Raw genomic sequence first — 15,920 nt, 5'->3', positions numbered from 1 at the left:
CTGATTCCAACTCGGAATCAGTTTTTTTATTTATTGCGTTCTCTCAATTCTGACCGCTTCCTCAAGCATTTGCACATTGTTTTGGTACAGCTGGCGAACGAGAACCCGTCTTACTGCGAGGCTGGCGCTGAAATAATCATCATCTTTCACCATGCCTTTTACCGTAAATTCGACGCCGCGATTGATTTTATTCAATGCGGTGATCCCGTGGATTTGAAACGGTTCTGTTGGATTGCCGAATTCATCCCGCTTCAATGAATCCTGAAGCTCTTCATTCAGCATGTCACATGCTTTTTCCAATACGTTGTACACGCGGTCCGGATCTTCTTTAAAGCTGATGAGAAAGGATTCGGTAATCCTCATAAAATCGATATTATAGTTCTCTATCTGTCTGACCTCGCCGTTGCTGATGGTGAGCAGCTTCCCGCTCCATTCCCGGATTTGCAGCGAGCGAAGGCCTATTTCCTCCACAGTCCCGTTAAACAAATTGTTGACGGTAACATAATCGCCTTTGTGCAGCTGTCGTTCATAAATTAAGAACACACCCGCCAGCACGTCCTTGATCAGCGATTGGGCGCCAAAACCGATGACGATACCGGCTACGCCAGCCCCGGCTAATATTTTGCCGAAATCATGCACAAATAAAGAAATGACGTAAAAGATAAAACCAATCGTCGCCGTATACTGGGTGATAGAACGGACAAGGCTTTCAATCGTTTTTTCTTTTCTTTCTTCAATAAAGTCCGTCCGTTTAAAGAATAGCTGTACCAGCCGGTTGATGATAAAGACGCCGATCCAAAGGATAACAGCAACGAGGAGAATATCGACGATTTTATTCTGAAAAATTTCCGTGAGTGTTTCTTCCATCCGCATCTAACTCCTGGCTTGACGTTTTGAGAAATCTGTATCTTGATAATAACTGTTTTTGACGAGAACATTCGGCCCGAGGCATCGGACATTCGGACAGTGGCAATTCAGCTCTTTCGCAAGCTTGGTCTCTCTCCATTTTTCATAGGCGGAAGGGAGGCTGTCCGTCTGAATATTGCCAAGCGGCGGTGTATCGCCGAAATCGGTCACGATAATGTTTCCGTCGAAAATGTTCACATTCAGGCGGGAACGGCCGTCAGGGTCATTTCTCACCGTGACGTTTTTCGCCGTGCGAAGCCGGCGAAGCAGCTTTTGATCATCTTCGTTCTGACTGCAGGCATAAAACGGCAGTGTCCCGAACAGCATCCACGTATTTTCATCACGGATATCCAGCAAGCGGTGAATGGCCTGTCTCATCTCTTTCAGACTCAGAGATTCAAGAGCGCTTGCGAAATCGCTTGGATACATCGGATGGACTTCGTGTCGCTGACATTTCATATCTTCTGTGATTTGTCGGTGAATATGCTCGATATGCGGAAGTGTGCGTTTATTTAGCATTGTTTCCGCAGATACCATCACCCCGGCATCGACTAACGTGCGGCTGTTTTCGATCATTTTTTCAAAATAGCGCGCGCGCTGTTCGAAGGTCGGTTTTCTGTCCATCATGGCAAAACCGATCTCGGCAAAATCCTCAACTGTACCCCAGTTATGAGAAATATGCAGCACATCAAGATACGGAATAATCCATTCGTATCGATCAATATTAAGCGTCAGGTTGGAATTGATCTGCGTCCGCACGCCCCGTTCGTGGGCGTATTTCAATAACGGAACGACATATTCTTTTACTGATTTTAACGAAAGCATCGGCTCTCCGCCTGTAATACTGATGGATCTCAGGCGCGGGATTTCCTCTAGTCGTTTTAACAGAAGATCTATTGGCAGGGCATTGGGGTCTTTAGGCTGCAATGTATAGCCTACAGCACAATGCTCGCATCTCATATTGCACAGTGTCGTCGTTGTGAATTCAACGTTTGTCAGCTGCATGTCTCCGTATTGGTCAACATCCATATAGGCTTCCCAAGGGTCAAACTCAGGTGTGATCGGACGCAGCTTCGTGTTTTGTGTCATGACTATCTAACTCCTTTATAAATGGGGCATACTAACGCTGCCAACAGTTAATTTTAGACCTGATTTGTCAAGATCGCAAGTAGCGCAGCGATTGAAAAACGGCAAAAAATGAGCTACCATAATAAAAAATGAATGGAGGAACAGAATGGGGAACGCCGTAAACAATAAGGATCAGCAGATTGATTATTTAAAGAACAGACTTGACATGTTTATGAACGTCATCGATTCATTAGACCCTGAAGCAACCGACGTTGAAGATATAGACAGGCTCATTAGCATGCTTGATGATCTGGAAGCCAAATACGAACGCTTTAAAAAAGACTGGGAATAAAACCGCGCGCACGCCGCGGTTTTTTGTTTGGCATAAAGCGTCAGTATAAAACGAAGCGCCTTTCTGTAAAATAAGAAAAAATGCAGAAGGAGCGCTGGCCATGAAATGGATGTGTTCAATATGCTGTGCCGCCGTCTTGCTTGCTGGGGGCGCAGCACAGGCGGAAGCGGTGCCGAATGAGCCGATCAATTGGGGCTTTAAACGAAGTGTCAACCATCATCCGCCTGATGCCGGGAAGCAGCTGAACAGTTTAATTGAAAAATACGACGCGTTTTATTTAGGCAATACAAAGGAAAAAACGATTTACTTGACGTTTGATAATGGCTACGAAAATGGCTATACGCCAAAAGTGCTTGATGTCTTAAAAAAACATCGCGTAACAGGCACATTTTTTGTCACAGGGCATTTCGTAAAGGATCAGCCTGAGCTGGTTAAACGAATGTCAGATGAAGGCCATATTATCGGCAACCATTCCTTTCACCATCCGGATTTAACCACAAAAACAGCTGATCAAATTCAGGACGAACTTGATTCAGTCAACGAAGAGGTCTATAAAATTACGGGAAAGCAGGACAACCTGTATCTGCGCCCGCCCCGCGGCGTGTTCAGTGAATACGTGCTGAAAGAAACGAAACGCTTAGGCTATCAAACCGTTTTCTGGTCGGTCGCTTTTGTTGATTGGAAAATCAACAACCAAAAGGGGAAGAAATATGCCTATGATCATATGATCAAACAGGCGCATCCAGGAGCCATTTACCTGCTTCACACCGTATCAAGGGACAATGCCGAAGCACTGGATGATGCAATCACAGACCTGAAAAAACAAGGCTACACATTTAAAAGCCTTGATGATTTAATGTTTGAGAAAGAAATGAAGCTGCCGTCTTTGTAACGAGAAGAGCCTCTCCTTAAACGGAGAGGCTCTCTTATTATTTTATACATTTGATAAGTGCGGCCCAATCCAAGTCTCCGAAGCCTTTTTCAATTCCGCTTTCAAAATGGCTCTTGGCCAGCTTGGCAAGAGGGAGGTTTGCAGAGACCTGTTCTGCGGCGGCGAGTGCCAGATTGGTATCCTTCAGCCCTAAAGACATTTTGAAACCGGCCGGCTCAAATTTCTGCTCGGCCATGATGGTTCCGTAATTTTGATAGACAGGAGAGCCAAAAAGCGCGCTGGCGATTTCTAAAAATTGTTTTTGTTCTAAGCCGTATTTTTCCATCATTAAGAATGATTCAGATAATGCCTCCAGCATGGACACGAGCAAGAAATTGATGCTGATTTTGGCCGCGTTTGCTGTCTTGCTTTCTTCGTCGACGTCAAATACCTGCTGGCTCAGGCTGTCGAGCAGTGGCTTAGCGGTTTGCTTCGCTTCCGCCGGTCCGGCTGTTATGATGCGGAGTGCGGCTTTGGCGGCGGCATCCGGTCTTCCGAGCACAGGAGCGGCGAGGAAGGATTGTTCTTTCTCCGCATGAGCCGCTGCGAGCTTTTCTGAGAACTCAACACTGATGGTGCTCATCGAGATGTGAATGCCGTTCTTGGCTAATCCTTCAATCAGCCCGTTTTCTCCGAATGTCACGGCGCGGACAGAATCGTCATCTGAAAGCATCGTTATGACAATATCAGCGGACTCTGCCGCCTGTCGCGGCGTATCAGCTGCTTGTGCGCCTTCTGTTACAAATTCTTCCGTCTTTTGTTTTGTTCGATTATAAACAGTCAATTCATAGCCTGCCTGAAGCACGTTTCGGGCAATGGGCTGTCCCATATTGCCGAGTCCGATCACAGCAATTTTCAATCTGATCACTCCCAGAACATTTTTTCCATTATAAACAAAATGAACATCATATGCATGGAAATCTGCTTGCCAACATAAAAAGAACAGCTTCACGCTGTTCTCATTTAAAAATTTTGAACCATCCTTTATGTAAAAACCATATCAACATCCCGATCACAAGCGCGGCCATCAGGCCAAGTACAGCAAAATATCCGTATTTCCAATGCAGCTCCGGCATGTTGTCAAAGTTCATGCCGTATACGCCGGCAATAAAGGTGAGCGGGATAAAAATGGTCGATACGATCGTCAGTGTCATCATAATCGCGTTCATCCGGTTTGAATTCAATGTCACGTAGCTGTCGCGCAAGTCGGACGTCATGTCACGATTGGATTCGACAATCTCAGACAATTTTAACAAATGATCGTATATGTCGCTGAAGTAGGCTTTCGTTTCCCGCTGCTCTTTCACATGGTCAAGGCTTAAAATCCGATAGAGCAAATCACGCATCGGAATAATGGTTCGTCTTAGATGCAAAAGGTCTGTCCTGAGATCAAACACCTCATTCATCAATGTTCCGTACGTTTTGTGGGGCCGGCTCTCTTCAATTTCGTTCAGCCGGTCTTCAATTTTGTACACGAGAGGAAAATATTCATCAACAAGCTGATCCATAATCATGTAAGAGATATGCCCAGGCCCTTTTTTCAATATGTCCGGTGAAGCATACAAACGCTCCCGGACTTTTGCGATTCCGGGTGTTTCGTGTAAATGAAAGGTGACGACAAATCGTTCGCCTTGAAAAATATCAACTTCCTCCGTCTCAAGCGTTTCCTTATTCAGCGCATGAATCACGTAAAAGCGATAACCGTCATAATGGTCAAGCTTCGGCCGCTGCATATGCTGGAAGCAATCCTCAATGGCAAGCGGATGAAAATGAAAAAAATCTCTCAATAATGCCGTTTCCGTATCCTCCGGGCCATATAAATCAACCCAGTACCACGCAATATCAGGCTGTTCCACTCGTTCGATCGGTATATTTTTCAGCAGCTGATGCTCTGTTGTAATTGCCGTAATGTTGATCATAAACAACCCTCCACCTGCCATTATATCATGCGGCCTTTAGGAGAAAAGTATACGGTGTTCTGCCTATTTCCAGCGGCGTGTTATACTGGACAAAAAACGGAAAAAGGGTGGATTGCATGTGGAAGGAAAAAGTATCTGTCACGCCTCCGTACCATTTTGACCGCGTGTTGGACAGACTGTCTTTAGACTCTCTCAATGCGGCAGATAAAGAAACGCGGGAAATACGCGTGCCGATCAGAAACCAAGCGGGAGACGTGTGCATTGTGAAGGTACAGGCGTTAGGCCATGCGGATGAGCCTGAGTTTCTCGTCAGAGGAAAAACGGATCAGGATGAGATGATGAAGGAAATCAAGCGGATTTTTCAATGGGAAAATGATCTGCAGCACGTTCTCGATCATTTTTCGAAAACGAGTCTGTCCGCCATCTTTGAAGCACATGCAGGCACGCCACTTGTACTGGACTACAGCGTGTACAATTGCATCATGAAATGCATCATCCACCAGCAGCTCAATCTTTCCTTCGCTTACACGCTAACAGAACGGTTTGTCCATGCGTTTGGCGAACAGAAGGACGGCGTGTGGTGCTATCCAAAGCCGGAAACGATTGCGGAACTCGATTATCAGGATCTGCGCGATCTGCAATTCAGCATGAGAAAAGCGGAATACACCATTGATACGTCAAGGATGATCGCAGAAGGCACACTCGACTTGTCAGAGCTTCCGAATATGACGGATGAGGACATTATGAAGAAACTGATCAAAATCAGAGGCATCGGCCCGTGGACCGTACAAAACGTCCTCATGTTCGGCCTTGGACGCCCTAATTTATTTCCGCTTGCCGATATCGGACTCCAGAATGCGATCAAACGCCATTTTCAGCTGGACGATAAGCCGGCAAAGGATGTCATGCTTGCGATGAGCAAAGAGTGGGAGCCTTATTTAAGCTATGCGTCTTTGTATTTGTGGAGGAGTATAGAATAATTCGTCTGACAATGAAGGAAATCCTGCAAACGTGTTATACTAGAAAGATGTGAAAAAAACATTTCACTTTCTGCTATCTGCAGAAAGCTTCATATAGAAACGGAGAGAACAACGTGAACCAACAAAAAAAACAGGCGCCCGTCGAACTGAAAGTCGGACAAACATTTCCTCTGACGATTAAGCGTCTCGGCATTAACGGAGAAGGTGTCGGCTATTTTAAGAAAAAAGTCGTCTTTGTGCCCGGCGCGCTTCCTGGCGAAGAGGTTGTCGTGCAGGCGACAAAGGTTCAGCCGAAGTTTTCGGAGGGCCGCATTAAGAAGATCCGCAAGGCGTCAGAGCACCGCGTGACACCGCCTTGTCCTGTATACGAACAGTGCGGCGGCTGTCAGCTTCAGCACCTTGCATACAGCCAGCAGCTTCGGGAAAAACGCGACATCGTCATTCAGTCGCTGGAACGCCATACGAAGTTTAAAATAGAAAACATGGAAATCAAAGAAACGATCGGCATGGACAACCCGTGGAATTACCGCAACAAAAGCCAATTCCAGATCGGGCGCTCGCAAAGCGGCAGCATCATCGCCGGCTTATACGGCCTTGATTCTCATGACATTGTGCCGATTAAAGACTGTGTCGTTCAGCATCCGGCAACCAACAAAACAACAGGCATCGTCCGCCGCATTTTAGAGGACTTCAATGTGTCTGTTTATAATGAACGGAAACGAAAAGGCGACGTTCGCACCATTGTGACAAGAGTCGGCTTTGAAACAGGCGAAGTGCAGGTCGTGCTTGTAACGGCAAAAGAAACGCTTCCGCACAAGGAAGAAATCGTCAAAGCGATCCAAAAGCGCCTGCCAGAGGTCAAATCCATTATCCAGAATGTAAACGGAGCGAAAACCTCAGTGATTTTCGGTGAGAAAACAAAACCGCTCGCCGGAAAAACAGTGATTCAAGAAGTGCTTGGCGACGTTTCATTTGAACTGAGCGCCCGCGCCTTCTTCCAGCTCAACCCGGAACAAACCGTCAAGCTGTATGATGAAGTAAAAAAAGCGGCGCAGCTGACCGGAAAAGAAAAGGTCGTTGACGCGTATTGCGGCGTCGGCACCATCGGCATGTGGGTGGCGGACGGAGCGAAGGAAGTCCGCGGCATGGACGTCATCAAGGAATCAATTGATGATGCCAAGAAAAACGCCAAAAAACACGGCATGACAAATGCCACATATGTAACAGGAACAGCCGAGCACTGGCTCCCGAAATGGACGAAAGAAGGCTTCCGCCCGGACGTCGTCATCGTAGACCCGCCAAGAACCGGCTGTGACAACACGTTTCTGGATACGATCAAAAAAGTCAAACCGAAACGCTTTGTCTACGTTTCCTGCAATCCATCCACGCTCGCGAAGGATTTGCAGGCGCTGTCGAAGGACTATCGCGTGGACTATATTCAGCCTGTCGATATGTTTCCGCAGACGGCGCATGTTGAAGCAGTGGCGAGACTTGTATTGAAATCGTCTAACTAAAATAAACAATTCGTAATCAGACCTGGATTTCGGTACGATAAACAATTCCGATTTCTGGGTCTTTTTCATGTGCAGCCCTATGTCTCTTCTCTTCTTTCTTCTCCTTTCGCATCTTATTCGAAAAACTATATCTCAACTGACAAAAGGTGAAAAAACAGATGGAAAAGAAGACGAAAACGATTTTAAACAGAAAAATTTTAAAAGTGGAGGTATTTTAACTAGGACGATGGAATGCGAGTTGTTGGGGCTGGTTTTGGGAAATGTTTATTTTTGTGTATATAGTAGACCAAAGAAATGGAAATTTAGTTCATAATATAAAATATGTTAAAAAGAATTTATGTTTGCTGCAGTTTATTTGTAACTCTATCTTACAACTCTTTGTCTCTCTGACACTTTCTCGTTCTCTCTGCTAAAAAGATGGTGCCAAAAGTTGTGTAAGAATGGGAAAAAGATGAACGAAGCTTTTTTTTCAAAACCAATATCATTTCGAAGACCGGATCTAATAGAGTCGGTCTTTTTTGTTTTAGAGGATCTAAGCGTGTCCTTATAAGGTTTTTTCTGTTTCCTGGTACCTTTTCAGTATTATCACTCTCAAGAACCGTAGGATTCCTCTTTAAACTTTAATATAATTTTATGGAAATTTGCTTGTTTTTTTCCATAAAATTTATTATAGTAAAAATGTCGCTGCCTCATTATTACTAAAATGTTATTTTTTGTTTTTGAATGTTGTGAAACTTTTCCACCAATTTTATCTTAAACTGATCTTTTTTTCAAATAATTTATGAGGTGATAATCATTATGAAAAATTTAATTTCTGGCTATACTGCTTATACTTCTCCAGTAGAAGTCCAAAAAAGTGCTAACGAGGAAAACCAACTGGGTAATGTCGGTACTTCACTCTCGTTGTCTCTCTCAGTCTCATACTCTGCTTCTGTATCATGGAGTTGGTCCGTTAGTTTTTAATTTTTTAGATAATATTATAGAGAGTGTTAATCAAGCCTATTGTTATTATAGGATTATAGGTTGATACTACATACATTTTAGTAAATGGGGCGGTGATCATATGAATGATTATAGTATTTATAAGAAAATTCTATATTTGTTAAATAATAAAGAGGAAAGTGTGTATCAGGAAGCAGCGAAACTGGTATCACCAATAAAAAAAGAAACCGAAATAAGAGCTTTGTCGGAGATTATTACAGGCCTGAAATTAGGTTCAGTTCGATACACTTATGATGGCAAGAATGATGTAATAAAAATATCTGATCAACAGATATGCGGTGAAATAAAGCTGGAAACTGATACTGAAGGATTTCTGGATAAAATGTTGATTATTCCTCATACACCAGATATTTCAGATGTTAAATCTCTTAAGGATGCTTTCCTGAAATTAGATGCTTCATTTAAAATAATATTTTCCCGTAACGGGGAGAAGGAGTCCTTTGTAAATGGAGAGCAGAAAAACTTTGCAATTTCTTCTCTGGTGAAGATTGCTATAACAAATGCAGTTTATGAAGCTGTAAATGAAAAAGTAATAGATTTAGATTCAAAAATAGAAATATTCTCCGAGGACTTAAGTGTCCTTACTGCAGGATTATCAGAAAAAAATGTAGGAGAACATCACAGCATAAAGGAATTATTATCATTAATGCTGCTTGTCTCAGATAATAGTGCAATGGATATTTTAATTAGAGTCATCGGAAAAGACAGAATTAGGGACTCTTTAATAAATATAGCCTCTGAAAATCATATAACACTCTCCAATCCTAATATTAACCCTACAAAAGAAATCTTTGGAGATGCATGGTGCTATGATCATTCACCGGAATCCACATGGAGGGATAGGGCTCTTAAAAATGTAGCTTGGGTAAAAGGTCTTGATTACTTTATCCCTTTAGAAATGATAGTGATATTAGTTAATAATATTATCAAAAACGACTGGGTGCCTTGGGATGAACTAAAGCAAACACCTGCCATAATATATAAAGGTGGTTCAGCTCCGGGAGTATTATCAGCATTATGGTCAACCCGTCATATCAAAGACGGGGAATTATCTTTAATTTTCTCATTGAATAGGACTTATCCTTTAACAATAATTGAAGAACTATACATATTTGAATGCGCTAATAAACTTCTTACGAACATTGGAATGCTTAATATATCAGAAATGAGGGTGTGAGCTATGGAATTAATAGGAAGTGGACGTAATATATCATATAAAGAGATTCATAATAATAAGTACTTTTTCAAAAAAAAATTACTTGGACAACAAGAGGATGTTTTCAGAAGGTACAATAACCTACTAAAATGGGATAGAGTGCTAGAAGGGGCGATTGATTTTAATTCATTAAGAATAACAAATTCAGATCCAAAAGAATTTACCCTTCAGTACGAGTGGATTGAAAATGCTGAATCATTACAAAGTCTGCTTTCAGAAGCAGATGATAACATAGATGAGTTAGTAAAAAGAGCAGCTGTTATATTGGCGAAAATACATTCGCTTCCTGAGGAAAAAAATGCAAGTGAAATTCATAGACAAAACTGGTACAGACCTGTTTTAGCTTTAGAAATAGAAGAATATGCGAACTGCACAGGAGCAGAATTAGAGCTTTTTTCACTTCTCCAACATGATAATGAATTGTTTAATGCTTTATTTAATCATTACAATGACAAAGAAAATATGATGGGGATGTGTCACGGAGATATACGGTTAGATCAATTTCTATATGATGGTGAGAAAGTATGGATAATAGATTTTGAAGAATTTCATTACGGTGATATATTAAGAGATTTAGCAGGACTCATAGGTTGTATTTTCTTTGAGGCATTATTAAGAACATTTTCTTCAAGTATACAGGATTCTTCTGAGCCGAAAGAGATCGATAAAGATTTTGTCGAAAGAGGTAAAACTTATTTAGATAACTGTGAATCAGTTATGCATTGTGCTTTTAAGGCTTATCAAGACACAGTTAGCTACAAAATAGATAAGAAAAGGCTAGTAATTAATATAGGCTGGTTTGTAATAGAGCGTATTATGAGCAGAGCGAAATTTTCATTTCGTTTATCAGCTATGGATAAAGCAATATTAGGAGTTGGCAGACAGGCCATACTGTATCCGGAGTACATGCAAGATCTTTTTGATACTAAGTGATCTGATTTAAAAGATAGAGGTGAATAAGATGAAAACCAATACAAATTCGATTAATGAATTATATAATTTAATCGCCCTTAAGCCTGATCTGGATACTATTATAATTAATGGCGAAAAGTATTCTGAAGTACTTAAGAAACCCAAAAGTCAACTTGTTCAATGGTTATATTGTACATTGCATACTGGTAATTTATCATTGATGGATAACATTGAAAGATATCATAGTACGAACTTAGATGATATAATTTCTAACAGTGTGAAAGATCCAACATTGTTAGTTCCTGCGAAAGATGTTAAAATAAAGGATGCCTTTTTAGTTGAAGTGGATGGGGTTAGAATAAATAGTAAACTTAATTCTGAGGGTACTGTATGTTTGCCTTGTTTTCGTCCTAACTTAACTCCCGGTTTCTTTATGTTTGTACATACTAAGTCTGGGCAACACGGCCAGTCTGTTAAACGTCACTATATAGCTGCTGATCATCCGAATTATGCCATTTCGGTTTGGAGTAAATCAATAACAAAATTAGTAAAAGAAAAATTAAGTTTTTCAGGGAAGATTTTATCAAATACATCTAGTTACCCAAGAAATGATGCTATTGTTTTTTATAGCAGTGAGGATTCTGATAAGGTTGAAAAAATATTAACCGATATAGTTGTTGAACATCCAAATAAAGAAATGCCAGGTTCCCTGCTTTACAAAAAGATTGCTTATAATTTATACACAGCTGAAGAGCCGATTGTTAAAAACGGCGTACAGCAAAGTTTCGGTGAGAATAGATGCAGTGCAATCGCTGATGCAATTCAAGACCATTTTGTCACAAGCGTAGATTTTAAATTGCTTTTAAAGCAAAGGTTAAAAGCATATCACATTGATCCGGAAGACTTGTCAAAAAACATTCTTTATTCCAATTCTTGATATTTGATTATTGACAAGCTCACCTTTGAGGTATCATCTATTTGCGACTTTGTTGAAGTGAAGATTTTTAAGCATGGGTCTCTATTAACATTTGAGTAACTTTAAGTTATTTATTCTTGAAAAAGCCCCGGCCAGGGGCTGTTTAACAATCTGGGCGTCACATCTGCTGCATAACTATCATACGAAATGCCTTGGAAGTTATTTCAGAACACAACTAGCTATATTCAAAAGCGTACGATTCAATAGGTTGAAATTGCATTTCTATTAAGATTTCTTACAGGTAGGTTTAAAGTATAGCCAATATACTTTATTTAATGTGACATTAAAAGAGAATTATATATCTTAAGTGTAGTTGCAAATTATGTTGTTTAAATATTTAAACAACCGTTTTATACATTATGGGTGTCAATTTTTCTTGATACAGTGTTTACCCGAAGGGCTAAGAGTTATGAAGCGCATCCCATTGGCCGAGGTTAATGGATATTATTTGTCAAAGGAAGTTGATTATGGAAGTAAAAATAATTATACCTATCATAGTACTGGTTATAATCTACTTTTATTTTTGTTTTAGTGATTTAATTAAAATTAACAAGACTAATTTATTCCCTAAATGGGTCTGGGCGATTATTTGTTGCATATCAATTCCATTAGGGGGGATCATATACTTTATTTGGGGGCGCGGAGGTTTAGGAAATGAAAATAGATGAGATTATAAAAATTGAGAATCTGACTGTTTCTTTTGGCGACTTTACCGCATTAAATAATATTTCCTGCTCCATAAATGAAAATTCGGGAGTAGTAGGCTTAATAGGGCCCAATGGTGCAGGGAAAACAACATTAATAAATACTATTCTAGGACAAGTGAAAATTTCAAATGGGACTGTCTTTTGTGATCATAACGACATTGCTTACTGCCCTGATATGCCTTCATTTGAACCATATCTAACTGCTGAAGAAGTTTTAGAGCAATCATTGAGGCTTAAACGCAAAAATATTAGAAAGAATAGTGAAAATATCGACACTATATTAAGTTCAGTTGGATTACAAGACGCTAAAAACAGATTTGTTGGATCATTTTCTAGAGGGATGAAACAACGACTTGGTATTGCTTCTGCAATTATACTAGAACCAAAATTAATTTTCTTAGATGAACCAACGAGTGCTTTAGATCCCTTTGGAAAAGCAGATATACTTTCTTTAATCTCTAATATTGCTCAAAGCTTTACAATAGTTATTTCGAGCCATTCACTAAATGATATAGAGAAGATTGCTGATACACTCTTAGTGCTTAATAAAGGAAATTTATTGTTTAGCGGCAAGTTAATAGATTTTTTAAGTGAAGGCAGCTTGTATGCAGAGGTTGAAATTAAAGATTCCACTTCATTAGATTATGTTCTAAGTTATTTTAGAGATAATGGAGTAGATGTATTTACAGAGTCACAGAATCCAAGAGTTATAAAGTTCCCGAAAGAGTATTTCTCGTCTGTGCTGTCTATATCAGCTAACATATCACAATATATACAATCATGCAGCAATAAAAAAATGAGTTTGGATGATGCTTTTTCAAATTTGGTACGGTCATTTAAAATATCTTAGGAGTGATTTTAATTTTTAGGATTGAATTTCTACATTGGCTAAGAAGTAAAAGAATGTTGGTATTAATAGGTGTATTTATATTCTCAGCTCTAACCTCTCCATTGTTTACATACTATGCAGGCGATATAATTGGTAATTTAAGCGGATCTAATGATGCTAAATTGATATTACCAGATCCGCATTGGCATGAATTAATTACGTCTTATTTTAAAAATTCCTCCCAGCTGGTTATGTTAATCTGTGCTTATCTGGTTGCCGATATGTGTGCGTTTGGTAAAGATAAATCTTTACAACACTTTTATAAAAGCCGTGGTGAAAATGCCTGGATAGTGTTTTGGCCTAAAGTAATAGTAAGTGTAGCAATTACTTTTATTGCTTCGGTAGTTGGGAGTATTTTTGCTTCATATGAAACCTGGGTCTTCTTTGATGACTTGGATTTTGGAAACCTTATTGCTGCATTTGCACTTCAGATATTTGGGTTTTTGCTCTTTATAATTGTTAGTGCCACAATTTCAGTATGGCTTAATTCACCATTTATATCAGCATTGCTAGTAACAATAATTATTTTCATATCCAGTTTTTTGAAGGATATTCACCAATTTAAAAATTGGTCCCCGACTACTCTTCTCTCACCAACGGATGTTTTAAAAAATGGAATTGAGTTTGATGCGGTTGGCCATTCAATGATCACTAGTATTTTCACACTTGTAATTTGTCTAGTATTCATCTATATAAGACCGCTTAGATATAAGAACAGATAATATTAAAATAATTGCTTACTTGAGAAGATCGATAGGAGTGCAAACATTAATGATAGCAGAAGTGATTAACTTGAGTAAAAAGATGAATGATCGTGAAATTATTAAAGACTTATCTTTTAGTGTAGAAACGGGACATACTTTTGCAATCCTAGGTCCTAATGGTGCTGGTAAAACTACTACAGTACGTTTACTTACCGGCCTGTTATCTCCCACGAACGGAACAATTAAGTTGTTTAATGAACCCCTTACCCAGAAGAATAGTGCATCACTGAGAAATAGGATTGGTGTTCAAAATGATGGTAATTTATATGAAAGCCTTACTCTTGTTGAAAACTTAAACATTTGGGGAAAGTTTTATGGCATAAGCGCAAATGATAGAAAGAAAAGGATTAAAGAATTACTAAATGTTTTTGAGTTAACGGATCGTTCCAAATCTAAGTTGGGTACTTTTAGTAAAGGGATGAAACAGAAGGCAGCTTTGGCCCGAGCTATGCTGCATAAACCTGAACTATTAATACTGGATGAGCCCACTTCAGGACTTGATCCAGTGACATCTGAAAATCTAACAGATCATCTTCGGGAGATGGTTAAAAATGATGGTGCATCAATTATAATATGTACTCATCAATTACAAGGATTAGAAGAATTAGCAGATGATATTGGTATTATTAAAGATGGGTGTTTTAAAACATTAGGACCTGTACAAGACGTATTAAAGGAAGAATGGCCTTATTTCGAATTTGATATTAAAGCTACGCCCATCGAGAAAACAATCAGCACAAGCAAGACATTCGGTAAAGCAGAGCAGATACATAATAATGATCAACCATACGTTCGTGTACGCTTAAATCAAGCAGATGATATCACTTTATTAATCAGGCAATTGATTTTAGCAGATATTAAAGTATATTCAGTTGCAGAAGTGCAGCATACAATTAAGGAATTGTATTTTAATAAGATAGGTGAATTGCAATCATGATTAGAAACCATAAGGTAACCAATTTAATCAACAAGGATTTATTAGAAATCAAGAATGATAAGGCGGCGATAGCTTCCCTTTTGGTTGTTCCATTTATATTTAGTGTATTTTTACCATTAATTATCCTTTTGGGCGGCACCAGTAGTTTACCTACCAATTCTATAGGCGGAATAAGCGTATTTCTTGAAAGGTTGCCAAAAGAAATGGTGTTGCAGCAAGGACTAAATCAGGAAAAATCAGCAGCATATGCGGTATTGATGTATTTTTTCAAACCTTTATTTCTCTTGATTCCAGTTATCATTTCGACAGTCATATCTAGTTCAAGTTTTGTTGGCGAAAAAGAAAACAAAACTGTTGAAGGTTTATTATATACACCTTTAACTAATAAAGAACTAATGCTTGGAAAGATTCTTGCCTCTGCTATACCTTCTATGATTATTACATGGTTATCAATGATTGTATATGGAGTTATTTTAGATACGTTTGGTTTTTATGTCTTTGGTGAAATGATATTTCCTGATATAAACTGGTTAATTATTGGGCTCATCTTAGATCCATTAATTGTCTTCTTGGCTATTTCACTTATCATTACAGTTTCTCAACGAGTAAAGACAAGTAAATCGGCACAATCTGTTGCCGTGGTTATGGTATTACCTATTATGGGTCTTATTATATCTCAAGCAGGAGGTGTCATGCTATTTGGAATTAAAATTACATTATTATTATCATTAGTGTTAATAATAATTGATATCGTTATATTTCTTATTATTTCCAAAAAGTTTAATAGAGAGAAGTTTATTATGAGAATATAGAACATTACAAAATAATCTAATGCCGGGCGGGACAA

At 39.4% G+C, this 15,920-nt stretch carries 16 protein-coding genes; 12 read left to right on the top strand and 4 right to left on the bottom strand.

The window, feature by feature from the left end:
- Positions 1-30: 30 nt before the first annotated feature.
- Entirely contained in the window at positions 31-873 is an 843-nt protein-coding gene (gene mscC / locus AC0C66_RS19600) for a mechanosensitive ion channel protein MscC (protein WP_072182796.1), read from the bottom strand.
- Complete coding sequence (gene yfkAB / locus AC0C66_RS19595; RefSeq protein ID WP_327816294.1) at positions 874-1,995, bottom strand: radical SAM/CxCxxxxC motif protein YfkAB; 1,122 nt, start codon at positions 1,993-1,995, stop codon at positions 874-876.
- A 145-nt stretch (positions 1,996-2,140) separates the two neighbouring features.
- Here yfkAB and AC0C66_RS19590 point away from each other — a divergent pair, with 145 nt between their 5' ends.
- Together AC0C66_RS19590 and pdaA are read left to right on the top strand one after the other, a co-directional pair.
- Positions 2,141-2,326, top strand: coding sequence for an SE1561 family protein (locus AC0C66_RS19590; protein ID WP_003223132.1), 186 nt, complete (start codon positions 2,141-2,143; stop codon positions 2,324-2,326).
- A 100-nt stretch (positions 2,327-2,426) separates the two neighbouring features.
- Positions 2,427-3,218, top strand: a complete 792-nt coding sequence (gene pdaA, locus AC0C66_RS19585; RefSeq protein WP_072182799.1) for a delta-lactam-biosynthetic de-N-acetylase — start codon at positions 2,427-2,429, stop codon at positions 3,216-3,218.
- Positions 3,219-3,255: 37 nt separating this feature from the next.
- Here the strand turns inward: pdaA and AC0C66_RS19580 are convergent, their stop codons facing one another.
- Positions 3,256-4,116, bottom strand: coding sequence for an NAD(P)-dependent oxidoreductase (locus tag AC0C66_RS19580; protein WP_072182802.1), 861 nt, complete (start codon positions 4,114-4,116; stop codon positions 3,256-3,258).
- A 100-nt stretch (positions 4,117-4,216) separates the two neighbouring features.
- Positions 4,217-5,176, bottom strand: a complete 960-nt coding sequence (gene corA, locus AC0C66_RS19575) for a magnesium/cobalt transporter CorA (RefSeq protein WP_014113054.1) — start codon at positions 5,174-5,176, stop codon at positions 4,217-4,219.
- A gap of 116 nt (positions 5,177-5,292) precedes the next feature.
- On the opposite strand from corA, the gene AC0C66_RS19570 reads away from it, so the two are divergent.
- From AC0C66_RS19570 to AC0C66_RS19525, 10 genes are all read left to right on the top strand, one after another.
- A complete protein-coding gene (locus tag AC0C66_RS19570; RefSeq protein WP_472973683.1) occupies positions 5,293-6,156 on the top strand; it encodes a DNA-3-methyladenine glycosylase family protein in 864 nt (287 codons plus the stop codon).
- Between the two features lie 113 nt (positions 6,157-6,269).
- The gene (gene rlmD / locus AC0C66_RS19565; RefSeq protein WP_072182800.1) at positions 6,270-7,670 is read left to right on the top strand and encodes a 23S rRNA (uracil(1939)-C(5))-methyltransferase RlmD; all 1,401 of its coding nucleotides are present in this window, start codon (positions 6,270-6,272) and stop codon (positions 7,668-7,670) included.
- A gap of 798 nt (positions 7,671-8,468) precedes the next feature.
- Entirely contained in the window at positions 8,469-8,633 is a 165-nt protein-coding gene (locus AC0C66_RS19560) for an LxmA leader domain family RiPP (RefSeq protein WP_200900436.1), read from the top strand.
- Between the two features lie 100 nt (positions 8,634-8,733).
- On the top strand, positions 8,734-9,849 hold the full coding sequence (locus tag AC0C66_RS19555) for a serine hydrolase (RefSeq protein WP_072183599.1): 1,116 nt from the start codon (positions 8,734-8,736) through the stop codon (positions 9,847-9,849).
- 3 nt (positions 9,850-9,852) lie between these two features.
- A complete protein-coding gene (locus AC0C66_RS19550) occupies positions 9,853-10,821 on the top strand; it encodes a phosphotransferase (protein ID WP_472973682.1) in 969 nt (322 codons plus the stop codon).
- 28 nt (positions 10,822-10,849) lie between these two features.
- Positions 10,850-11,737 (top strand): T3SS effector HopA1 family protein, encoded by an 888-nt coding sequence (locus AC0C66_RS19545; RefSeq protein WP_088679810.1) that lies wholly within the window; start codon positions 10,850-10,852, stop codon positions 11,735-11,737.
- A gap of 693 nt (positions 11,738-12,430) precedes the next feature.
- Positions 12,431-13,333 (top strand): ABC transporter ATP-binding protein, encoded by a 903-nt coding sequence (locus AC0C66_RS19540; RefSeq protein ID WP_088679808.1) that lies wholly within the window; start codon positions 12,431-12,433, stop codon positions 13,331-13,333.
- 53 nt (positions 13,334-13,386) lie between these two features.
- A complete protein-coding gene (locus AC0C66_RS19535; RefSeq protein WP_072183713.1) occupies positions 13,387-14,094 on the top strand; it encodes a hypothetical protein in 708 nt (235 codons plus the stop codon).
- A 49-nt stretch (positions 14,095-14,143) separates the two neighbouring features.
- A complete protein-coding gene (locus AC0C66_RS19530; protein WP_088679807.1) occupies positions 14,144-15,073 on the top strand; it encodes an ABC transporter ATP-binding protein in 930 nt (309 codons plus the stop codon).
- On the top strand, positions 15,070-15,885 hold the full coding sequence (locus AC0C66_RS19525) for an ABC transporter permease (protein WP_010787966.1): 816 nt from the start codon (positions 15,070-15,072) through the stop codon (positions 15,883-15,885). The genes AC0C66_RS19530 and AC0C66_RS19525 overlap by 4 nt, the downstream gene beginning before the upstream one ends.
- The last annotated feature ends 35 nt before the right edge of the window (positions 15,886-15,920 follow it).

The sequence above is a fragment of the Bacillus sp. VA13 genome (assembly GCF_055710085.1).
The sequence above is the reverse complement of the archived record's forward strand: the minus strand, read 5'-3'. Positions and strand labels throughout refer to the sequence as shown.

Coding starts and splice junctions, on each gene's coding strand:
- AC0C66_RS19530 (WP_088679807.1), top strand. CDS start 14,144: ATGATAGCAGAAGTGATTAACTTGAGTAAAAAGATGAATGATCGTGAA.
- AC0C66_RS19540 (WP_088679808.1), top strand. CDS start 12,431: ATGAAAATAGATGAGATTATAAAAATTGAGAATCTGACTGTTTCTTTT.
- AC0C66_RS19560 (WP_200900436.1), top strand. CDS start 8,469: ATGAAAAATTTAATTTCTGGCTATACTGCTTATACTTCTCCAGTAGAA.
- AC0C66_RS19590 (WP_003223132.1), top strand. CDS start 2,141: ATGGGGAACGCCGTAAACAATAAGGATCAGCAGATTGATTATTTAAAG.
- mscC (WP_072182796.1), bottom strand. CDS start 873: ATGCGGATGGAAGAAACACTCACGGAAATTTTTCAGAATAAAATCGTC.
- corA (WP_014113054.1), bottom strand. CDS start 5,176: ATGATCAACATTACGGCAATTACAACAGAGCATCAGCTGCTGAAAAAT.
- AC0C66_RS19525 (WP_010787966.1), top strand. CDS start 15,070: ATGATTAGAAACCATAAGGTAACCAATTTAATCAACAAGGATTTATTA.
- AC0C66_RS19550 (WP_472973682.1), top strand. CDS start 9,853: ATGGAATTAATAGGAAGTGGACGTAATATATCATATAAAGAGATTCAT.
- AC0C66_RS19555 (WP_072183599.1), top strand. CDS start 8,734: ATGAATGATTATAGTATTTATAAGAAAATTCTATATTTGTTAAATAAT.
- AC0C66_RS19570 (WP_472973683.1), top strand. CDS start 5,293: ATGTGGAAGGAAAAAGTATCTGTCACGCCTCCGTACCATTTTGACCGC.
- AC0C66_RS19545 (WP_088679810.1), top strand. CDS start 10,850: ATGAAAACCAATACAAATTCGATTAATGAATTATATAATTTAATCGCC.
- pdaA (WP_072182799.1), top strand. CDS start 2,427: ATGAAATGGATGTGTTCAATATGCTGTGCCGCCGTCTTGCTTGCTGGG.
- AC0C66_RS19535 (WP_072183713.1), top strand. CDS start 13,387: ATGTTGGTATTAATAGGTGTATTTATATTCTCAGCTCTAACCTCTCCA.
- yfkAB (WP_327816294.1), bottom strand. CDS start 1,995: ATGACACAAAACACGAAGCTGCGTCCGATCACACCTGAGTTTGACCCT.